Genomic DNA, 17888 nt, shown 5'->3' with positions numbered 1-17888 from the left:
ACGCCACGCGCCACCGCACCGCGATTCGATCCGAACCGAACCGATCCGAAGGCGGGCGGCGCGCGAGGGGCGACCGAGCGAACGAGACGGCTGGGGAGCGACGAGGCGTTTCACCGTGAACCGGTGGCTGCGGGGATCGCGTCAGGAGTGGCCTCGAAGACGGCGAGAACGGACCGAGACCGCCACGGGTCGCCTCATTTAAGTCTGCCCGACGACGAACTCGGACGATGTCCTCGAACCGGAAAGGCGACCGCAGGGAGCGCGAACTCGTCAACGCGCTCGACGAGGCCGGCTTCGCCGTGATGCGCGCCCCCGCTTCCGGCAGCGCGACGACCCGCGAACTCCCCGACGTGCTTGCCGGCAACGGCGAGGTCTTCTACGCCATCGAGGCGAAAGCGAGCGCCGGCGACCCCATCTACCTCACCGGCGAGGAGGTCGAGGCGCTGGTCTACTTCGCACAGAACTTCGGTGCCAAGGCGCGGATCGCCGTCCGGTTCGACCGCGAGGACTGGTACTTCTTCCACCCGGGCGACCTCTACACGACCGACGGCGGCAACTACCGGGTGAAGAAAGAGACGGCCCTCGCCGACGGCGAGGACTTCGACGAGTTCGTCGGTCGCTCACAGAAGACGACGCTCGACGACCTCTGAGCGAGGATCAGAGCGTCGCGAGGAAGCCCTCGACCGCGGCGGCGAGTGCGCGGCCACGCTCCTCGGCCACGTAGTGCCCGCAGTCGGCGAACGTGACCGTTCGGGCGCGGGGGAACGTCCGCCGCCACCGGTCCAGTTCGTCACCGAACGCGGGGTCGTCGGGACCCCAGACCAGGAGCATCGGCGTGTCGGCGAGCGCATCCCGTCGTTCCCACAGGTCGCCGAGCCACGCGCTCGACCCGACGAGTTCGCGGGGGAACACCCACGACGCCTTGCGTTCGTCGGGCGTCGAGAGCGGCGCGACGTAGTGCCGGTGGACCGGGCGAGAGAGCCGCGAGCGGTCGGCGAATGCGAGCGGGACGACCGCGCGGGCGAACGCGTTGAACCGGAGGACGGCTTCGCGGCCGGCCGCCCCCCCGAGGAGTCGGCTGAACCGGCGGATCCGTGCCGAGTCGTTCGGCCACAGCCACGAGTTCGTCACGACGACGACCCGAACCTGGTCGGGGTGGCGCGTCGCCCAGTCGATCCCGATCGGGCCCCCCAGTCGTGGACGAGAAAAACGACGTCGTCGAGTCCGAGTTCGTCGACGAGTCGGTCGAGGACGCGCGCGTGATCGCGCGGCAGATACGAGAATGCGGCCGGTTTCTCCGAGAGCCCGAAGCCGATGAAGTCGGGCGCGACGACCCGCACCTGCTCCGAGAGCGACGCGATCACCTCGCGGTAGAGGAACGACCACGTCGGGTTGCCGTGCAGACAGAGGAGCGTCGGCCCCGTGGGACCCTCGTCGACGTAGTGGACGCGTCCCTCGGGGAGCGCGAGGAACCGCGAGTCGAACGGGAACTGCGTGCGGTCGAGCCACGGCGGGTCGGCGACCGGGGCGGTCGATTGCGCGGCGGTGGGGCTCATCGGGAAGAGAGAGAGGCTCCGAAGCGGATTAAACCGGGATGGCCAGTCGCGCGAGCGACGAAGCCGCGGGCTACCGCTGATGGGCCCGCGAGCGCGGTGGGCCACACCCGGATCGTGGTCGGACTCAGGCGACCGACTCGGATCGGGCGAGGGCGGTGTCCGTGCCCGTACCGGCGCTGTCCTCGCCCGGGAGGTCGGCCATCGGCAGGCGGGGCGCACCCGGAATCGGCCGCAGGCGCGAGGCGGGGAAGCGGTACCGACGCCGCGGCGGACGGTCGTCGAGGTAGACGGCGTCGACGACCGGTTCGTGTCGGCCGTACCGTCGGTTGGTCTCGTAATCGGCGACGAGTCGACCCTCGCGGGTCTCGACCGCGTCCGCGCGGCGGCCGGTGGTGGCGACGACGACGAGCGTGGAACCGGTTTCACGGTCGGTGACCACGTCACCGGGGATGAACGCGTGCCGGTCGCACAGCTGTGGGCCGGCCGCGTCGAGCGGGACAAACGTCTCGCGCCCACAGACGGCACAGACGGCCGGCCGTTCGTGCGGTGCGGGGACGCAGCCCTCGGTGATCTCGATGGCGACGCGACGGAGGTGTTTGCAGCGAACGCCGCGGATGGCGTGGTCCGGGCAGGTACAGGTGCGCCGCTCGACGTCGACGACGTACGTCCCGCCGTCGGTCTCGACGACGTACCGGCGGTCGCGCAGCGGGCGAACGGTCATCGGCTCGGTACGGGCCCGGAGGGCGCGTCCCGTGGCCGCGTCGGGTGGAAGTCGCTGGTGCTGTGACGCGGGTGTGTGTGCAGGGTGCGTCATGATTGGTAGGGGCGGTCGGTCGACCGCGTCTTCGTTCGCTAGAAGGTGCCGAACGGACCTAAAGCTTCGTCTCGGGGTGGCGAAGCGGCGGATCCGGACGGCGATATCGGGCGTTCGCACCCGCTTCGAAGCACTTTTCAGACCGTCGGGGGAAGCGACAGCAGACAATGGCCATCGAAGCGGAGATGCGTCGGAAAATCCTGGTCTCCATCGCCGCCGTCGCCGTCTTCATCGGCGTCATCGTCGGCATCGGCGTGACGTTCGACGACGGCGGCCTCGGGAGCACCGGCGGTCTCGCGCTCGTCGGAAGCATCGTGCTGTTCGTCCTCCTGATGGCCGGTATCGGCGTCTTCCTCTCCCAGTAGGCGTCGACCGTCTCGATCGTCCTACCGCGTCGTCCTCGCGGTTCCGTTTTCCAGCACCGTTCAGGTGACGAAGACCCGTTCGAGTGGTCGGACCGATCGACCGATCACTCGGTCCCGACCGATTCGACCGCGTCGCTGTAGTACGACAGCGGGTGTGTGATGCGTTCGCAGCGCTCGTCGCGGTTCACGCAGTCGCCGTACGCCTGCATCGTCGCACACGACGGCGACGGGTACTGCGTTCCCTCGCGGTCGCGGAGGTACTCCACCTGCGCCGTCGTCGTCTCGACGTCGAGCCCCGCGATCGACGCGATCGTCTCGACGTCGAGGTCGAGCGCAACCAGGAAGGCCGTGAGCGCGAAACGCGACTCCGGCGAGAGCTCTTCGCCGTTTCGAGCACGGTCGAGGAGAGCAGTCACACACGGCGGGAACAGCGACGGCTCGACGACGTCGGGTCCCGACGCGGGGGCGTGTCCCGCAGAGAGGAGCTGCCGGACGGACGCGACCGCCGGTTCGAGCGCCTCGGCCAGCGCGGGGTTGCGCTCGCGGACGTCGAACGGGAGGCCGTCGGCGACCCGCCTGTGGACCGCCTCCTCGACGAGGCGGTCGAGTTCGGACTGGCGGACGCGGACGCGGCCGTCGATCAGTTCGCGGTTGACGAGCCGCCACTCGTCGCCCCAGTCGGGGTCGGCGAGGGAGAGATACGTCACGACCGGGAGCCGGTACCAGTCGTTGCCGCGCCGTCCCGCGCCGCGCTCGGGATCGGCGTCGACCTCGAACTCGTCGAACACCTCCCGCCGTGACACCTGGACGCGCTCGACGCTCCGCAGGCCGTCGTCGTCGGCCTCGTAGTCCGTCTCGAACCGCTCGGCCGCCGTCGACGCCTCCGCCGCCGCGTACTTCTCGACGGCCGCGCCGTCGTCCAGAAGCGACACCAGGATGCGGGCGATCGGGTACGAGAGCAGGTCGTCGTGGGGATCCCACTGCTCGGGGTCTTCGGGTGCGGTCGTCCCGCTCGTGAGCGCGCGCTCGACCCGTTCGCGCGCCCTGTCGACCGCCGGCGCGTCGCGGGCGACGAGCGCCGGGAGCGACAGGTCCGCCTCTCGGACGGCCTCTCTGGCCGCGGTGAAGAACGGATACCGGGCGTGACGGACCTCCGTTGCCATCGGCTACGGGTTGCGTGGCGTGCCGAATAAACACGGCGGTCCGGCGGTCCCTGCGTCGTCTCGGCGGGGTAAACGGACCCCACCGGCGTCCTCCCGGGATGCCGTCACGAACGTTCAAGTACGGTGCCGCGCCCAGCCCGTGGCGTGCTGTGAACGTCGCCGGCGGGTGGGTCGCAGTCGTGCGGTACGCCGCCCGCCGGAACCGAGCCGCCGGGTACCGCCTGTTCGCCATCGGGACGGTCCTCACGTGCCACCGACACTATCGACCAGCTGTCACGGGCTGCCGACACCGTCGACCAGCTGTCACGGGCTGCCGACACCGCCGACCACGGGACATATTACGGCGCGACGCCAACCGGCGTCCGTGCCGCGTTTCAGCTACCCGTGTCCGGGCTGTCGAAGCACGAACAGCCTCCACGGGACCGACTGCCGGTTCGAGGGGAGGTCGTGGGCCGAGGTGGAACGCGCCTACATCGACGTCCTCTCGCGGCTGTCGGCGTCGCCGGTCAGAGAGGACGACCTCCGTGCAGCGATCGACTGGTCGGCGCTTCACGAGGCCGGCCTCCGACAGCTCAAACACGAAGAGCGCGTGACGCAACGCAACGGCGTGCTCCGCCTCCGGACGGCCACCGAGTACCGCGAAGAGGTCTCCGAGCCGACGGTCGAACCCTTGCGGACGATCTACCAGTACGGGTCGGTCCCGGGCTGTCACGACAACGCGGTGTTCGCGATGATCGCCTGGTACGAGATGGTCGGGCTCTCGTGGCCGGAGACGAAAGAGAGCGTCGTGACCTGGCTCCGCGAGAGCGGAACGTGGGACCGCGGCGGCTTCGAGGAGGCCTCGCCCGCGGCCCTCGTCGAGGAGAAACGCCACGTTTATGAGGCCGGCTACGGCTGGAAGGAGAAGGCGCAGTCGGCGAAACGCGTCATCGACCGCCACCGGGGCTGACTACTGATCACGGACCGACAGGCCGAAGCGGCCACCGCTGCTCCGAACCGATATGGCATCCCCCGAGTCGGCGACGGCGAGGCTCACGACGCCGCGCCGCGCGCTCGCCACCGTCGTCTTCGTCGTCTTCTTAGACCTCGTGGGGTTCGGCGTCGTCATTCCGATCCTCCCGTTTTACGTCCGGAGCTTCGGCGTCAGCGACGTGTTCATCGGGTTGCTCGCGGCGTCGTACTCGCTCATGCAGTTCGTCTTCGCCCCGCTTCTCGGCCGACTCTCCGACTCTCGGGGACGCCGTCCCGTCCTGATGCTGTCGCTCGCGGGGAGCGTCGTCGCCTGGACCGTCTTCGGGCTCGCCGGCGAGGTGCTCGCCGGCTTCGGACTCGTCGCGGGCGTCGCGACGCTGTTCGCCTCGCGGATGCTCGCCGGAGCGATGGGCGGCAACATCGCGACGGCACAAGCGTACGTCGCGGACGTGACGCCGGTCGACAGACGTGCCGCCTCGCTGGGGCTCATCGGTGCCGCCTTCAGCCTCGGCTTCATCTTCGGCCCCGCGATCGGGGGGCTCCTCGCGAGCGACGCCGTCGTTTCCGGTGTGCGCGGCCTGGTTCCCGCGGCGATCCCGGCCACCCGGTTCTCGTTGCCGTCGTTCGGTGCCGCGGTGCTCAGCCTTCTCGCCCTCCTCTCGGCGGCGTTCTTTCTCCCCGAGCCGGCGCGCACCCGCGGGACCGCACAGCGCGTGACGCTCGTCGGCGGGTTCGTCGAGGCGCTCGCCGATCTCCGGCTCCGCGGCTTCGTCGTGGCCTTCTTTTTGCTCTCGCTCGCGTTCTCCGGCGTGCAGGTGATGTTCATCCCCTTCGCGGCCGACGTCTACGGCTACGATGCGACCCAGACGGCCTTCTTCCTCACGTACATCGGGTTCCTCGGGGCGATCAATCAGGGCGTCCTCGTCGGTCGGCTCTCGACGCGCTACGCCGAGTCCCGACTCGCCGTCGTCGGTGCGCTCGCGCTCCTCGTCGCACTGGCACTGTTGCCGTTCTCGCCCGACGTGGGGCGACTGCTCCCGCCGCTCGGGGGACCCACGTGGTTCACGCGGGAACTGCTCGTCCTCCTCGTCGACGGCGCGCTCCTCTCGTTCGGCAACAGTCTGCTGAACGTCTCGCTCTCGACGCTGGTCTCAACGGCGGCGAGCGCCGACCGGCAGGGCAACGCGTTCGGCGTCACACAGGGTGCCGGGAGCCTGGGCCGTACGGTCGGCCCGCCCGCGATGGCCGCGCTCTACGTCGTCGGGTTCTGGTGGCCGTTCGTGATCGGCGCGGTCATCCTCGTCCCCATCGTCCTCATCCTCGCGCGAGCGGCCGCCGACACGACACCCGCGGTGTCCGTCTGAGACGACCGCGCGCCTCGCTCGCCTGCGGCGGCCGGGCCGGGAGACAGTAATTTGAAACGGACTGTCACTTCAACGTGTATTTTTGCGTATGGAGGACGACCGCCGGCGTATGTTTCCGGGCGCGTCGCCGCTGGTCTTCGGCTCCCTGCTGGCCGCGGCACGTCGCTCGCGCTCGCTACGTAGGCCTGGTACGGGCGAGATGAACCCGGAGCGGTAGCGTTCGCGGTGTTGATGATCGGGGCGACCGTTTGGTCGCTCTCGTACGCGGTCGCGGTCGGGGTATTCGATCCGGGGTGGCGGCTCGCGTTCGAGGTGCCGATCGAAGTCGGGAAGGCGCTCATCGCCCCGGCGTGGCTGGCGTTCGCGCTCGGCTACACCGGCCGGTCGGGGTATCTCTCCCGCCGAAACGTCGCCGTCATCATGCTGTTCCCGACCGCCACGCTTCTCGTGGTCGCGCTACCGACGCTTCGGCCGCTCATGTGGACAACCTACCGGGTCGTTCCGACGCTCGGTGCGGCCACCGTGATGTACGACCCCGGACCCTAGCACTTCGTACACGCCGCCTACGGCTACGTGCTCGTCGGTGCCGGGATGGCACTGTTGATCGGGACGCTCGTCTCCCAGGGGTCGCTGTACCGCGATCAGACGGTCGCGCTCGTCGTGGGTTCGACGGTGCCGACCGTCGCCCACGTCAAGCGAACGTTCGCCCTCGGCCCGCTAGCCCCCGTCGACTTCACCCCGATGGCGCTCGCAGTGACGGGGCTGACGTTCGGCTACGCCCTGTTCCGATTCGACCTGTTCGACCTCGTCCCGGCGACGAGCTACCGGGGGGCGACGGACGGCCATCAAGGACCTCGGCGTCGGCGTCGCCATCGTCACCACCGACGACCGTCGGCGGATGCTGGAGGTCGTCTCGTCCGGCGCCGACGACCCGCGCGGCCGCGCCGTCGGGCGGACCGTCGCGTTCCACGACGTGACCGACCGCGAGGCCCGCCGGCAGCGCCTCGAAGTGCTCAACCGCGTCCTCCGGCACAACCTCCGCAACGAGATGACGGTCGTCATGGGTTATGCCGACGTGCTCGCGGAGTCGTTGCCGGACGAGGAGGCCCGGCTGGCACGGAAGATCGAATCGCGCTCCGAGGCGCTCGCCGACCTCGGCGAGAAGGCGCGCGCGCTCGAATCAATGATGCAGTCGGCGTCCGACGCGGCGACGACGGTCTCGCTCGGCGACGTCGTCGACGAGATAGTCGCAGACGTCGTGTCCCCTGACGTCGACAGCGAGGTCGAAGTCGAGATCGACATCCCCCCGCACCTGACGCTCGAAACGAACGTGCGGGTGCTCAAAACGGTGCTCGGGACGGTCGTCGAGAACGCCGTCGAGCACAACGACGATCCCTCGCCGTGGGTCCGCGTGTCGGCGCGTGCCGCGACCGCCGACGGCGGCGACGTGGCGAGTGAGGGGGTCGTCGTCGAGGTGCGCGACGACGGCCCCGGGATCCCGGACCACGAACTCGCCGTCGTCGACGACGGGGAGGAGACGCCGCTGAGCCACGGCAGCGGGCTCGGCCTGTGGATCGTTCAGTGGGGGAGCCGGTGGCTCGGTGCGGATGTCAGCTTCGAGACGGAAAGAGACAGTGGGACGACCGTTCGGTTCCGATTCTGAGGCCGTGCGCGCTCAGCCGTCGGCCGGGAGGAGGTCGGCGACGCTGTCGACGGGGACGGTCTGCCCATCGGTGCGCCACGTCGCCAGTGCGTCGTCGGCCGCCTCCGCCGACAGCTCTCCTCGTTCGACCGCGTGTGCCACGATCCCGAGCGATCCGGTGACGGGGACGCCGTAGCTGGCGGCGACCGCGCGGACGTCGCGGTCGTCGGTCGCAAGCGGCGTGTCGGCGGCCCACGCCTGATACAGGACCGAGGCGTCGCTCGTCGCGAGCCGGTCGAGCAGTTCGGGCTTTCGCTGGCGGACGAGCGACCCCGCGACGGCGATCCCGGGCTCGCCCCCGACGTCAAGCGGATCCCGCAACCGCGCGAGCGCCCGCGTGAGCGAGTCGTCGCCGGCGGCGACGCCCGCGTCGAGTTCACCCCTGACCGCGTACGAGGTCCGCGGGTTGGCGATCGTCGCCGGGACGATCCCGACGAGGTCGACGCTCGCGAGGCTGGCGAGCACGGTCGTATCGAGGTAGAGTCGGTCGTACGTCGCCGCCGACCCGTTCGTCGGCTCGGGCTCGGGGCTCATCCGACTGCCCGAACGACGTCGAGTTCGCCGACCGCGGTTTCGTGGTCGTCGCTTCCCACACGGAGTTCGACACTCGACGCGCGGAGCGTCGACCGCAGCTCGAACCGCGACAGCCCCGCGCGCTCGGCCGCCTGCCCCATCGTCAGCTCGCCGAGCGCGTACTGACCGACGGCCGCGGCGAGTCGCTCGTCCGTCTCCGTCGACACCGAGTCTGACATTCTCCGGGGGGTACTCACCCCCCGGGCATGAAAGTACGGTTCGGATCGGAGGCGTCCGCCCGACGGGGGCGCTGGCGACGGCGACGCTCGGGAGAAGACCAGTTCGGCCCGGTTCGGTTCAGTCGCTCTGGATGCGCGGGGCGAGCATGTAGGTGATCTGGCCCTGCCCCTCGGCGATCCCGTAGTGGAGTTTGACCGGGAACTCCTCACCGAGTTCGACCGTCACCTCGGCGTCCTTCGGGATGGCCTTGTTCATGTCCTTGAGGTAGTCCAGCGAGAACAGCGAACTGGCGGGGCCCGGGGAGAGGGAGATGAGGTCGGCCTTCGTGAGCGTGAGGTCGACGTCGTCGGTGTCGCCTTCGGCCTCGATGTGGAACGTCTCGTCGTCCTCGTCGACCCGGAGGGAGATGTGGTCCGACACCATGTCCGCGGCCTTGATCCCGCGGTCGAGCTGTGCGCCTTCGAGGACGATGCCGGCGGGCAGGTCGAGGTCGGGGATGTCCGGCTCCTTCCGGATGGAGTCGGGATCGATGAGCGCCAGGGTGTACGAGAGCTGCGAGTCGGCGGTGTCGATCTGGATGTGGAGCTTCCGCGTCTCCTCGTTGAGTTCGAGATGAACGAGGTCGTCGGCGTTCGCCATCTTCGCGATCTCTTCGAGCCGTTTGAGGTTGACGCCGATGACGCCGCCGTCGGCCTCGTACGACTCGAACGCGGCGGCCTCCAGGTGGAGATCGACCATCCCGACGTTAGCCGGATCGACCGCGCGGATAGCGAGCCCGTCGTCGTTCAAGCGGATCTTGCACTCCTCGACGAGAACGCTCACGGCGTCGAGCGCGTCCCGGAGCGTCGCGGCGCTCACGATGGCGTTGAACATATACGCTGAGGTACGACAGCGGTCTTAAAAATACTCCTGATTCCGTGTTTCCGGAGCGCCAGGGTTGGCCGTCCGTCGGCGGGACGTCCGTCAAAGTTGCACGCGTGCAAAGAGGTATTGCGCTGGAGACACGGATTGGCAGTGACGTATGATGTCAGAGGTGATTCCCGAACGGGTCACTGCCGATGTCGACGGCGATTTCGTGGTCTTTCGGATCGGGATGCGGGCCAACGCGCTCTGGAAGGTCCACAGGTGGCTTCCGGTGTTCCTCGCGATGCCCCGCATGCTGTCCGAGTTGGAAGCCGACCCCGAAAGCGGCTTGCTCGGGTATCAGACGGACTTCGGCGTTCGTCACGTGACGATGACGCAGTACTGGCGGTCGTTCGAGGACCTGCGCGAGTACGCCCGCGATCCGGACGGCGAACATCTCCCGGCGTGGCAGCGGTACAACCAGGAGTTCGGGAGCACCGACGACGTCGGCATCTGGCACGAGACGTTTCTCGTCCGCGAGGACGAGTACGAGGCGGTCTACAACAACATGCCGCCGTACGGCCTCGGGGACGTCGCGGAGTTGATTCCGGCGTCCGGTCGCGAGGAGACGGCCGCGGGACGACTCGGGCGGAGCAGCGGGGAGGATGCGGCCGTCACCGAGTCGGGGACGGTCGTGACCGACGAGTGACGGCTCAGCGAGCGCGACGCCACCGCCGGAGCCGTGCGCCCCGCCACATGAGGAGGCCGGACACGACCAGGAGGGGAAACACCAGTACCTGGACGACGAGGACCGCCTCGGGCACCGTCCGCAGCGGGGAGTAGACGAAGGCCCCGATCGCGACTGCGAGGGCGAGATGGGCGAACCGCTGCGTCCCCCGTCGCCACAGGGGGCTCGAGTTCACGCGGCGTCACCTCCCGACGCGACTGGACAGCCGGTAGCCGAGCGGCGAGGGCCGTGACGGGCAGGGCCTCGCGGCGAACCTGCCGTTCGGCCGGCACTCAGCCCCGGTTCAGCAGGTACTGACCGACGATGCGGGCGGTTGCGCGGCGGATCGTCTCGCTCGCCGTCGACGTGTCGACAGCGAGTTCGTCGGCCAGTTCGGCGAGCGTACACTCCCGCGGGACCTCGAAGTAGCCGTGTCGCTGAGCCGCGGCCACGCCCTCGCGTTGGCGCTCGGTGAGCAGCCGGTCGGTGTCGTCGGTGTCGTCGGTGTGGACGAGCGTCAGGAGTTCGTACTGGCGGCCGCTGTCGTCGAGGGCCGTCCCGAACGCGTCGAACTGTTCCCGGGTGGCCGTCAGACCGAACTCCATCGTTCCGTTCCGGACGACGACGGGAAACTCCGGCGGGAGCGTCGACTCCCAGAGGAACTCGTACAGCCCCTGCTCGGCGGCTTCGTAGTGAGCGATGAGTCGCCGGTCGTCGACGTAGACCGTCTCGTGGTTCGAGACGTCCGGGTGACGCCGAACCGCGGCGGCGACCCGCTCGGGGTCGTCGGCTCTGATCTCTCCCAGTTCCAGCGCGCGGTCGCCCCGGGGAACCCCGGTCAACAGCCGCAGCGTCGCCTCCGGAAAGGACGTCGAGACCGCAGTGACCCAGACGTCGTCGTCGATCTCCATGCGGAAGCGGGCGCGGATCACGGCCGGGGGTCCCGTGACGAAGGGTGGTGTCGCTGCATCGCCATCGTACCCCAGCGTTAGAGCCGAGCGGCCAAAAGCATCGAGCCAGTCGAACGGTGTCATGCGGGGTGGCGTGTGGCCATGCTGGGCGGGGGTCCGGGTTCACGAGTCGCTCCGGTACCACAGGGCGACCCCGTACGCCGATCCGACGACGACCGAGCCGATGAGCGCGAGGACGATCGCAAAGGCGAGATAGCCGACGAGCGGGTTCTCGTACGGGACCATCACGTCCCGTGGCGGTTCGACGGCCCACGGGCTGATGTGGAAGTACGCGAGCATCGCGGCGCTGAACGCGAAGAAACCAGCCCAGTACCGGGCGTCGACGCGCTTCGTCAGCGACAGGAGGAGGCTGAGCGCGAGCAGCGGATAGATCGCGAGGCTGTACGTAAACGGGTTGACCTCGGGGGTGATCGGCCACCCGACGTGGTTGCCGCGGATGATGTGATCGACGTGGTGGGCCGCACCGAGAACAGTCGGAACGGCGACGAACAGGTAGAACGCGGGTGTCAGGTTCGTATCGGTCGTCGACAATTCGACCGGCAGGTGGTCTCCGAGTTCCATACGTGGCGGTCGGTGGCCGTGTCCGTCAGCGTTTGCCCAACATGTTGGGTTTACGCGTCGCCGTCCGCGCGTCGGAAGCGAGGACGACGGTGTGAGACGGTGCCAGGGCGACGCACGTGACGGGTCGACCGGCGCTATCCGATGTGCCTTTCCGGGTCGACGGCGTCCGATGGGATATGAACGCAGATTCGTCCGCAGTTTCCCCGCGGGAGACGTCGAAAAGTCGAGGGAGTCCGTATGACGAGTAAAGACAAGTACTACAACAAGGCGAAACAGGAGGGCTACCGCGCCCGGTCGGCGTACAAGCTCAAACAGCTCGACGCCGACGCGGGGCTGTTCGGCCCCGGCAACACGGTCGTCGACCTCGGGGCCGCCCCGGGTGGGTGGCTGCAGGTCGCCGCCGAGGCCGTCGGCCCCCAGGGCCGGGTCGTCGGCGTCGACCTCCAGCGGATCGAGCCGCTGGACGTCGACCACGACCACGTCGTCGAGACGATCCGCGGCGACATGACCGACGAAGAGACGCGCACGCGGATCACCGAACTCGTCGGCGAGGAGGGCGCCGACGCCGTCGTCTCGGACATGGCACCGAACATGACCGGCGAGTACTCGCTGGACCACGCCCGCTCGGTCTACCTCGCACGACAGGCGTTCGAGACCGCCCTGGAACTGCTCGCGACCGGCGGCGACCTCGCGGTGAAGGTGTTCGACGGCCCCGACGTGGCCGCGCTCAGAGACGAGATGGACGCCGAGTTCCAGTACGTCCGCTCGATCCGTCCCGACGCCTCCCGGGACGCCTCCTCCGAGCAGTACCTCGTCGGCAAGCACCGCATCACCGCACCCGTCCGCGCCGGCGACGAACTCGAGGTCGACATCGAGGACGTCGGGAGCGAGGGCGACGGCGTCGCCAAGGTTGAGGGCTTTACCCTGTTCGTCGACGGGGCGACGGCGGGCGAGACGCTTCGAGTGCGCGTGACGGACGTGAAACCACGGTTCGGCTTCGCCGAACGGATCGACTGATCGGAACGCCGTCCACGCTCCCGACGCTCCCGGGACTGCCAGGAGTTACAGAGACGCATCCGGAGTCGGTATCGAGAACCGGCTACCCGTCGACGTCCACGTCGACCGTCCCGGTGCCGTGTTCGACGACGAGATCGAGCGACAGCCGCGTCCCGCAGGCGGCCGTCCACGCCCCCCGACACCGTTCGGTCGCGAGGATGTCGACGAAGGAGGTGTAGCTCCCGCAGTTCGGACACCGTACCCCGCCTTCCATCGCGTCGCGTTCGGAGAGACGGATCCGATGGCGGTCGGTCATACGTGGCCTACGGTAGCACTGTTCATAAACTAGGACGACTGTGTGGCGACACGACGGCCGAGACCCGATTCGATCACCTGACGGGGCCACAGGGCGACGCGACGGGAGTCACTCGACCGCCCAGGGGTTAGTCGACCCCGCCACCCTGTCGTCGTCCACGAACCGCACCACCGCGTAGACGAACGGGGTGTCGATGAGCGCGATGAGCAGTTTTAGGAGGTACTGCCCGACGATCAGCGCGAGGACGACCGCCACGTCGAGTGGTTGGCCCGTGCCGAGGAGCGTCGGCGCGACGAGGAAGGCGACGGAGACGAAGATGACCGTGTCGAGCGCCTGGGAGGTCGCCGTCGAGCCGATGTTGCGGAGCCACAGATATCGCCCGTTCGTACGCTCGCGGAGCGCGTGGAAGACGAGGACGTCCCAGTTCTGGCTGACGACGTACGCCAGGAGGCTCCCGACGACGATGTTCGTGCTCGACCCGAGCACCGTGGCGAACTGGTCGGGGTCGACGCTGGTCGGGGCCGCGGGCGCGAGGATGGTGCTCCACACCAACGCGAGGAGGACGAAGTTCATCGCGAGGCCGACGTTGACGAGCACCTGCGTCTCGCGTCGCCCGTACAGTTCCGCGTAACAGTCCGAGGCGAAGAACGTGAGCGCGTACGCCAGCGCCGCCCCGGGGAGGAACACGGTCGCACCGACGACCGGAAGCCCGGTCGGGAGCGGGATCGCGAGCACCTTCGACGCCGTCAGCTGGGCGGTGACGAGCGCGGTGACGAACAGCGCGACCAGCGCGATCCGACCGATCTCGCGCCTACTCATCGTCGAGTCGGCCGTGGCGTCTGTCGATCTCGTCGAGGGTGTCGAGCGTCTTCCTGATCGACGCGCGGATCGCGTCCGAGCGGTTGACGAACTTCTTGTCGTCGCCGACGTGTTCGTCGAGGTCCGCGAGGAGTTCGTCGGGGATCTCCACGCTTATCTTGGTCATACTCGGGGGTTCTCACGCGAATACTTACGCCTTTTCAGACCGGGGAACGGGTCGGGCGGCGTGTCGGGGTCGTAACAGCGGGTCGCGCGCTCTGGCGATCACGACGGCTCACACGTCCGCCGTCCGTGGCTTGGCGAGGTTGCGCCGGCCGCCCAGCGTGATGACGAACAGGATCCCGAGGCCGGCGCCGTAGGCGGCCATCAGCGGGACCGTGACGAGGAACATCGTGATGACGTCCGCGGGGGTAAACAGCGCGGCGATCGTGAGGATCCCGACCGTGACCTCCCGCCAGCGGTCGCGCATCGTCCGGTAGCTCACGCCGGCGGTGTTCAGAAGCACCATCAGGACGGGGACGTCGGCGAGGAGGCCGATTCCAGCCGTCGTGAAGAAGATGAGCCAGAAGAAGTTGGTGATGCGGTAGGCGATGATCATGTTCGACTGGACCGCGTCGGCGACGAGGAAGGAGATGATCGTGGGGGCGACGTAGCCGTAGCCGAGGGCGAACCCGCCGAGGAGCCCGGCGGTGAGCGCGCCGGCCCAGCCGAACACCGCCCGGCGGCGGTGACGGACGATGTTGCGCTCGCGCAGTGCGGGCCACGCGTAGTACGCGATCACCGGGAGCGTCACGAGCGCGGCGATCAGGGTCGAGAACTTCACCTCGAAGATCAGCGCCTCCATCGGGTGGAGCGCGACGACGGTGACGTTCTCGTCGGGCGTCACCTGCGCGGGGAGTTGCGAGAGGAACTGGTCGAAGACGTCGCCCATGCCGCCCGTGTAGAGCCAGCCGAACACCGCCGCGAGCGTGATCCCGAAAACGGCGGCGATGCGGAACGACTTGGAGGTGATGGAGTCGAAGACGAACACGATCTCGTCGTAGTAGCCGCCGACGTCGTCCTCGTCTTTCTCGCCCTCCGTGAGTTCCGAGAGGAACGTGCCGGTCGCCCGCTCGGTCCGGTCCGTGACGTCCTCGACCGGGTCCTGGGGGCCCTCGGCTTCCGCGGCCTCACCGCCCTCCCGGTCGGCCTCGGCGGCGTCGAACCGATCGAGGATGGCGCGGGCTTTCTGCTTGTCACCCTCCTGCATCGCCTCGCTCGACAGGCGGAGCGCCTCGTTCTCCTCCATCGCGGCGAACGCTTCCGGTGGGGCCGCCCGTACGCCCGTCGCGTCGAGTGCGCCGACGTCGATGTCCGCCGGGTCGCCGATCGTGCCGGGGGTGGCGCTCCCCGCGAGCGCGATGATGTCGACGTAGACGAAGTACATCGCGGCGAGCACGCCACCGAGCACCCCCGCGACGGCGGCGTAGCCGTACAGGAGCGTCGGTCCCGGGGCGACGGCCCGGTAGTCGGAGCCGAGGGCGACGAGGAGGTCGTTCGCCACCGCGACGCCCCCGTACGAGAAGAAGGCGTAGAGTGCGAGTCCGCCGACGACGGCCGCCCCGGCAAGGAGGTTCCAGCGGGTCGTGAGCGTCCGGCGGAGGTCGAGTCGGTCCGACCCGCGGCGGGCGGTCACGACGACTCGTGCGAGGTACAGCGAGAACCCGTACAACACGATGACGGGCATCGCCCACAGCACCTGCGTGAATGGGTCCGGCGGAGTGAACAGCGCGCCGGCGAGGAAGATGCCGGCGATGGCGTGCCGCCATTTGTCCCGGAACGTCTCGTAGGGGACGATCTCGGCGTACGACAGCCCGGTCATCACCAGCGGGAGCTGGGTGGCGAAACCGAACGAGACGGTGAGGAGGAAGATGAACTGCGCCCACTTGACGATTGAGTACGTCGGGGCGAACCCCGCCGCGATGGCGTTGTTCGCGAGGAAGGCGAACGTGAAGGGGAAGAAGACGAGGTAGCCGTACGCGACCCCGAGGGCGAACAGCACGACCATCCCGAGGAGGAGGACGACGAGTTTCCACACCGGGACCGGCGACTGCGGCCAGAGGTCGCGGGCCCGCAGCGCGTCACGAGAGAAGTAGAGGAACGGGGGCACGGCGAAGATGATCCCGACGACGAGGCCGATCTTCGCCTGGAGGAGGATGACGTCGAACGGCGTCTGGGCGATGATCTCGACGCTCTCGGCCGTGAGCGAGTTCATCTTCGCCTCGGTGATGCCCTTGAAGAAGTCCCAGACGTACAGCCGGAGCGCGTAGAACGTCCCCAGGAAGCCGACGAGGAAGACGATGAACACCTTCTGCATGTCCTTCTGCGCCGCTCGCAGCATCGCACCCGCCGTCTCCCGGCCCTGTGCGATGGTCCGGCGGGTGTCCTCGTCGAGCGCGCTAGACATACGTGATGGGAGTCGGTTAGTCGTTATCAACCTTTTTCATCGTGACTCGTTCTCGGTGAGCCGATGGAAAAAGGCCTATAATGGCCGGGTGGCCTATTCCGAACGAATGGCTGACGATCCGGAGCCGCGCGGGTCTCGATCCGGTGACAACACGGACGTCGCAGCGGACGCCGAGTCCGAGGCGACAGCCGACTCGTCGCCGGACGTTACACGCGGTGACGACCCCGACTCCGACGCCGTAGTCGAAACCGGCGGTGTCGAATCGGGGGACGAGAGCGAAGCCGATGAGCCGGCGAGCGAGAGCGCCGACGGGGACACCGGAACCGACCCCGACGCAACGGGAGCCGACCGGTTCGAGGCCGCGGTCGGCGATCGAGTCGAAGACGGAACACCGGCGGACGGGAGCGGCGACGTCGACATCGACGGCACGGAGGCCGCCACCTCGGAGTTCGAGTTCGGATCGTCAGTGAGCGATGGAACCGCGGCCGACGCCGACACGGACGACGGGGCCGAGACGACTGTCGAGAGCGAGCCGGCCGAGCCAGCCGAGCAGGATCCCGATCCGTCCGGAGGGTTCGTCGACACCGACGCCGCTCGCGTCGACGGCACTGTCGGCCAGGGCGACGAAGCGGCGAACAGCGACACGGCGGCCACCACGACGTCGTCCGACTCCGGGGCGGCCGTCATGGAGTCGCCGGACGTCGACGGGAGTCCGACCGTGAGCGGCGACTTCGCTGACTCGGTGTCAGCCTCTGGGCAGTCGTTCGACGACGACGGCGTCTTCGACGGTCCGGACTCCGACGTTGAGATGCCGCTGGCGGACCACATCGAGGAGATGGTTCGCCGGTTGGGGATCGTCTTCATCCTCGCCGGCGTCGTCGCCGTCGTCGTCTTCCCCATCGCCGACGACCTCGTCAACTTCCTGTGGAACTCGCACATCCCCGGGGCGACGACGATCGAGTCCCGGAGGCCGCGGCTGTACGGCCCGCTCGAACTCATCCTCACCGAGTTCAAAGTCGCCGGCCTCGCCGGGTTCGTCGTCGGCCTCCCCGTCTTCGTCTACCAGACGTATCGGTTCATGCGTCCCGGACTCTACCCCAAAGAGCGGAAGTACTACCTCGCCGCCGTTCCGACGAGTCTGATCCTCGCGTTCGTCGGCGTCGCGTTCGCCCACTTCGTCGTCCTCCCCGCCATCTTCGCGTACTTCACCTCCTACACCATCGGCACCGCCGTCATCGCGTTCGGACTCAAGGAGACGTTCGGCCTCATCCTCGTCCTGATGGGTTACATGGCGCTCGTCTTCCAGATCCCGCTTTTCATCATGCTCGCGATCATGATGAACCTCGTCACGCGACGGTGGCTCACCGAGAAGCGCCTGCTGTTCTGGGGTGGCTTCCTCGGTGTCTCCTTCCTCGTCTCGCCGGATCCGACGGGGATGGCACCGATCATCATCGCCGCGACCATGATCGTGCTGTTCGAGGGGACGCTCCTGTTGTTGCGGTGGGTCAACCGGTGACGCT

At 68.5% G+C, this 17888-nt stretch carries 20 protein-coding genes and 2 pseudogenes; 9 read left to right on the top strand and 13 right to left on the bottom strand.

All coding sequences use genetic code 11. The annotated features are described in order from the left end of the window. The first annotated feature begins 227 nt into the window (after positions 1 to 227). Positions 228 to 650 carry a Holliday junction resolvase Hjc gene (gene hjc, locus NKJ07_RS16240; protein ID WP_318567835.1) on the top strand — a complete coding sequence of 141 codons (423 nt, stop codon included), beginning with the start codon at positions 228 to 230 and terminating at the stop codon, positions 648 to 650. Between the two features lie 7 nt (positions 651 to 657). Here the strand turns inward: hjc and NKJ07_RS24325 are convergent. Then, positions 658 to 1556, bottom strand: a pseudogene (locus NKJ07_RS24325) (alpha/beta fold hydrolase). Positions 1557 to 1680: 124 nt separating this feature from the next. Beyond that, positions 1681 to 2370 (bottom strand): SWIM zinc finger family protein, encoded by a 690-nt coding sequence (locus tag NKJ07_RS16225; RefSeq protein WP_318567832.1) that lies wholly within the window; start codon positions 2368 to 2370, stop codon positions 1681 to 1683. A gap of 167 nt (positions 2371 to 2537) precedes the next feature. On the opposite strand from NKJ07_RS16225, the gene NKJ07_RS16220 reads away from it, so the two are divergent. Further along, positions 2538 to 2735, top strand: coding sequence for a DUF7472 family protein (locus NKJ07_RS16220; protein ID WP_318567831.1), 198 nt, complete (start codon positions 2538 to 2540; stop codon positions 2733 to 2735). Positions 2736 to 2839: 104 nt separating this feature from the next. Here the strand turns inward: NKJ07_RS16220 and NKJ07_RS16215 are convergent, their stop codons facing one another. Next, positions 2840 to 3898, bottom strand: coding sequence for a DNA primase large subunit PriL (locus NKJ07_RS16215; protein WP_318567830.1), 1059 nt, complete (start codon positions 3896 to 3898; stop codon positions 2840 to 2842). Between the two features lie 364 nt (positions 3899 to 4262). Here NKJ07_RS16215 and NKJ07_RS16210 point away from each other — a divergent pair, with 364 nt between their 5' ends. From NKJ07_RS16210 to NKJ07_RS16195, 4 genes and pseudogenes are all read left to right on the top strand, one after another. Beyond that, complete coding sequence (locus NKJ07_RS16210; RefSeq protein WP_318567829.1) at positions 4263 to 4847, top strand: DUF7474 family protein; 585 nt, start codon at positions 4263 to 4265, stop codon at positions 4845 to 4847. Positions 4848 to 4899: 52 nt separating this feature from the next. After that, on the top strand, positions 4900 to 6234 hold the full coding sequence (locus NKJ07_RS16205) for an MFS transporter (protein WP_318567828.1): 1335 nt from the start codon (positions 4900 to 4902) through the stop codon (positions 6232 to 6234). Between the two features lie 231 nt (positions 6235 to 6465). Continuing rightward, a pseudogene (locus NKJ07_RS16200) lies at positions 6466 to 6987 on the top strand (histidine kinase N-terminal 7TM domain-containing protein); the annotation flags it as partial. Between the two features lie 145 nt (positions 6988 to 7132). Further along, entirely contained in the window at positions 7133 to 7897 is a 765-nt protein-coding gene (locus NKJ07_RS16195; RefSeq protein ID WP_318567827.1) for a sensor histidine kinase, read from the top strand. Positions 7898 to 7909: 12 nt separating this feature from the next. On the opposite strand, the gene NKJ07_RS16190 is transcribed toward NKJ07_RS16195, so the two are convergent. The 3 genes from NKJ07_RS16190 to NKJ07_RS16180 all read right to left on the bottom strand — a co-directional run bounded on the left by NKJ07_RS16190 (position 7910) and on the right by NKJ07_RS16180 (position 9562). After that, a complete protein-coding gene (locus NKJ07_RS16190; RefSeq protein ID WP_318567826.1) occupies positions 7910 to 8470 on the bottom strand; it encodes a PIN domain-containing protein in 561 nt (186 codons plus the stop codon). Further along, complete coding sequence (locus NKJ07_RS16185) at positions 8467 to 8688, bottom strand: DUF7317 family protein (protein WP_318567825.1); 222 nt, start codon at positions 8686 to 8688, stop codon at positions 8467 to 8469. The genes NKJ07_RS16190 and NKJ07_RS16185 overlap by 4 nt, the downstream gene beginning before the upstream one ends. A 118-nt stretch (positions 8689 to 8806) precedes the next feature. Further along, positions 8807 to 9562, bottom strand: coding sequence for a DNA polymerase sliding clamp (locus NKJ07_RS16180; protein WP_318567824.1), 756 nt, complete (start codon positions 9560 to 9562; stop codon positions 8807 to 8809). Positions 9563 to 9710: 148 nt separating this feature from the next. Between NKJ07_RS16180 and NKJ07_RS16175 the strand changes: the two genes are divergently transcribed. Next, positions 9711 to 10241 carry a DUF4188 domain-containing protein gene (locus NKJ07_RS16175; RefSeq protein WP_318567823.1) on the top strand — a complete coding sequence of 177 codons (531 nt, stop codon included), beginning with the start codon at positions 9711 to 9713 and terminating at the stop codon, positions 10239 to 10241. A 4-nt stretch (positions 10242 to 10245) separates the two neighbouring features. On the opposite strand, the gene NKJ07_RS16170 is transcribed toward NKJ07_RS16175, so the two are convergent. The 3 genes from NKJ07_RS16170 to NKJ07_RS16160 all read right to left on the bottom strand — a co-directional run bounded on the left by NKJ07_RS16170 (position 10246) and on the right by NKJ07_RS16160 (position 11791). Then, positions 10246 to 10455, bottom strand: a complete 210-nt coding sequence (locus NKJ07_RS16170; RefSeq protein WP_318567822.1) for a hypothetical protein — start codon at positions 10453 to 10455, stop codon at positions 10246 to 10248. Between the two features lie 97 nt (positions 10456 to 10552). After that, positions 10553 to 11191 (bottom strand): helix-turn-helix domain-containing protein, encoded by a 639-nt coding sequence (locus tag NKJ07_RS16165; protein WP_318567821.1) that lies wholly within the window; start codon positions 11189 to 11191, stop codon positions 10553 to 10555. 141 nt (positions 11192 to 11332) lie between these two features. Then, positions 11333 to 11791: a hypothetical protein gene (locus tag NKJ07_RS16160; protein WP_318567820.1), complete on the bottom strand. Its 459-nt coding sequence runs from the start codon at positions 11789 to 11791 to the stop codon at positions 11333 to 11335. A gap of 237 nt (positions 11792 to 12028) precedes the next feature. Between NKJ07_RS16160 and NKJ07_RS16155 the strand changes: the two genes are divergently transcribed. After that, positions 12029 to 12808 carry a 23S rRNA (uridine(2552)-2'-O)-methyltransferase gene (locus tag NKJ07_RS16155; RefSeq protein ID WP_318567819.1) on the top strand — a complete coding sequence of 260 codons (780 nt, stop codon included), beginning with the start codon at positions 12029 to 12031 and terminating at the stop codon, positions 12806 to 12808. Between the two features lie 82 nt (positions 12809 to 12890). On the opposite strand, the gene NKJ07_RS16150 is transcribed toward NKJ07_RS16155, so the two are convergent. From NKJ07_RS16150 to tatC (NKJ07_RS16135), 4 genes are all read right to left on the bottom strand, one after another. After that, positions 12891 to 13103 carry a hypothetical protein gene (locus NKJ07_RS16150; protein ID WP_318567818.1) on the bottom strand — a complete coding sequence of 71 codons (213 nt, stop codon included), beginning with the start codon at positions 13101 to 13103 and terminating at the stop codon, positions 12891 to 12893. 108 nt (positions 13104 to 13211) lie between these two features. Next, positions 13212 to 13922 carry a queuosine precursor transporter gene (locus NKJ07_RS16145; RefSeq protein WP_318567817.1) on the bottom strand — a complete coding sequence of 237 codons (711 nt, stop codon included), beginning with the start codon at positions 13920 to 13922 and terminating at the stop codon, positions 13212 to 13214. Then, positions 13915 to 14088 (bottom strand): ribbon-helix-helix domain-containing protein, encoded by a 174-nt coding sequence (locus NKJ07_RS16140; RefSeq protein WP_318567816.1) that lies wholly within the window; start codon positions 14086 to 14088, stop codon positions 13915 to 13917. The genes NKJ07_RS16145 and NKJ07_RS16140 overlap by 8 nt, the downstream gene beginning before the upstream one ends. 108 nt (positions 14089 to 14196) lie before the next feature. After that, on the bottom strand, positions 14197 to 16368 hold the full coding sequence (tatC, locus tag NKJ07_RS16135) for a twin-arginine translocase subunit TatC (protein ID WP_318567815.1): 2172 nt from the start codon (positions 16366 to 16368) through the stop codon (positions 14197 to 14199). Between the two features lie 106 nt (positions 16369 to 16474). On the opposite strand from tatC (NKJ07_RS16135), the gene tatC (NKJ07_RS16130) reads away from it, so the two are divergent. After that, positions 16475 to 17884, top strand: a complete 1410-nt coding sequence (gene tatC, locus NKJ07_RS16130) for a twin-arginine translocase subunit TatC (protein WP_318567814.1) — start codon at positions 16475 to 16477, stop codon at positions 17882 to 17884. The last annotated feature ends 4 nt before the right edge of the window (positions 17885 to 17888 follow it).

The sequence above is a fragment of the Salinigranum marinum genome, from assembly GCF_024228675.1.
Lineage (GTDB): Archaea > Halobacteriota > Halobacteria > Halobacteriales > Haloferacaceae > Salinigranum > Salinigranum marinum.
This window is presented reverse-complemented; position numbering and strand designations above follow the sequence as displayed.

What these genes read in the sequence shown, in the direction of transcription:
- hjc (WP_318567835.1), top strand. Translation starts at nt 228, where the DNA reads ATGTCCTCGAACCGGAAAGGCGACCGCAGGGAGCGCGAACTCGTCAAC.
- NKJ07_RS16225 (WP_318567832.1), bottom strand. Translation starts at nt 2,370, where the DNA reads ATGACGCACCCTGCACACACACCCGCGTCACAGCACCAGCGACTTCCA.
- NKJ07_RS16220 (WP_318567831.1), top strand. Translation starts at nt 2,538, where the DNA reads ATGGCCATCGAAGCGGAGATGCGTCGGAAAATCCTGGTCTCCATCGCC.
- NKJ07_RS16215 (WP_318567830.1), bottom strand. Translation starts at nt 3,898, where the DNA reads ATGGCAACGGAGGTCCGTCACGCCCGGTATCCGTTCTTCACCGCGGCC.
- NKJ07_RS16205 (WP_318567828.1), top strand. Translation starts at nt 4,900, where the DNA reads ATGGCATCCCCCGAGTCGGCGACGGCGAGGCTCACGACGCCGCGCCGC.
- NKJ07_RS16195 (WP_318567827.1), top strand. Translation starts at nt 7,133, where the DNA reads ATGCTGGAGGTCGTCTCGTCCGGCGCCGACGACCCGCGCGGCCGCGCC.
- NKJ07_RS16190 (WP_318567826.1), bottom strand. Translation starts at nt 8,470, where the DNA reads ATGAGCCCCGAGCCCGAGCCGACGAACGGGTCGGCGGCGACGTACGAC.
- NKJ07_RS16185 (WP_318567825.1), bottom strand. Translation starts at nt 8,688, where the DNA reads ATGTCAGACTCGGTGTCGACGGAGACGGACGAGCGACTCGCCGCGGCC.
- NKJ07_RS16180 (WP_318567824.1), bottom strand. Translation starts at nt 9,562, where the DNA reads ATGTTCAACGCCATCGTGAGCGCCGCGACGCTCCGGGACGCGCTCGAC.
- NKJ07_RS16175 (WP_318567823.1), top strand. Translation starts at nt 9,711, where the DNA reads ATGATGTCAGAGGTGATTCCCGAACGGGTCACTGCCGATGTCGACGGC.
- NKJ07_RS16160 (WP_318567820.1), bottom strand. Translation starts at nt 11,791, where the DNA reads ATGGAACTCGGAGACCACCTGCCGGTCGAATTGTCGACGACCGATACG.
- NKJ07_RS16155 (WP_318567819.1), top strand. Translation starts at nt 12,029, where the DNA reads ATGACGAGTAAAGACAAGTACTACAACAAGGCGAAACAGGAGGGCTAC.
- NKJ07_RS16150 (WP_318567818.1), bottom strand. Translation starts at nt 13,103, where the DNA reads ATGACCGACCGCCATCGGATCCGTCTCTCCGAACGCGACGCGATGGAA.
- NKJ07_RS16145 (WP_318567817.1), bottom strand. Translation starts at nt 13,922, where the DNA reads ATGAGTAGGCGCGAGATCGGTCGGATCGCGCTGGTCGCGCTGTTCGTC.
- NKJ07_RS16140 (WP_318567816.1), bottom strand. Translation starts at nt 14,088, where the DNA reads ATGACCAAGATAAGCGTGGAGATCCCCGACGAACTCCTCGCGGACCTC.
- tatC (WP_318567815.1), bottom strand. Translation starts at nt 16,368, where the DNA reads ATGTCTAGCGCGCTCGACGAGGACACCCGCCGGACCATCGCACAGGGC.
- tatC (WP_318567814.1), top strand. Translation starts at nt 16,475, where the DNA reads ATGGCTGACGATCCGGAGCCGCGCGGGTCTCGATCCGGTGACAACACG.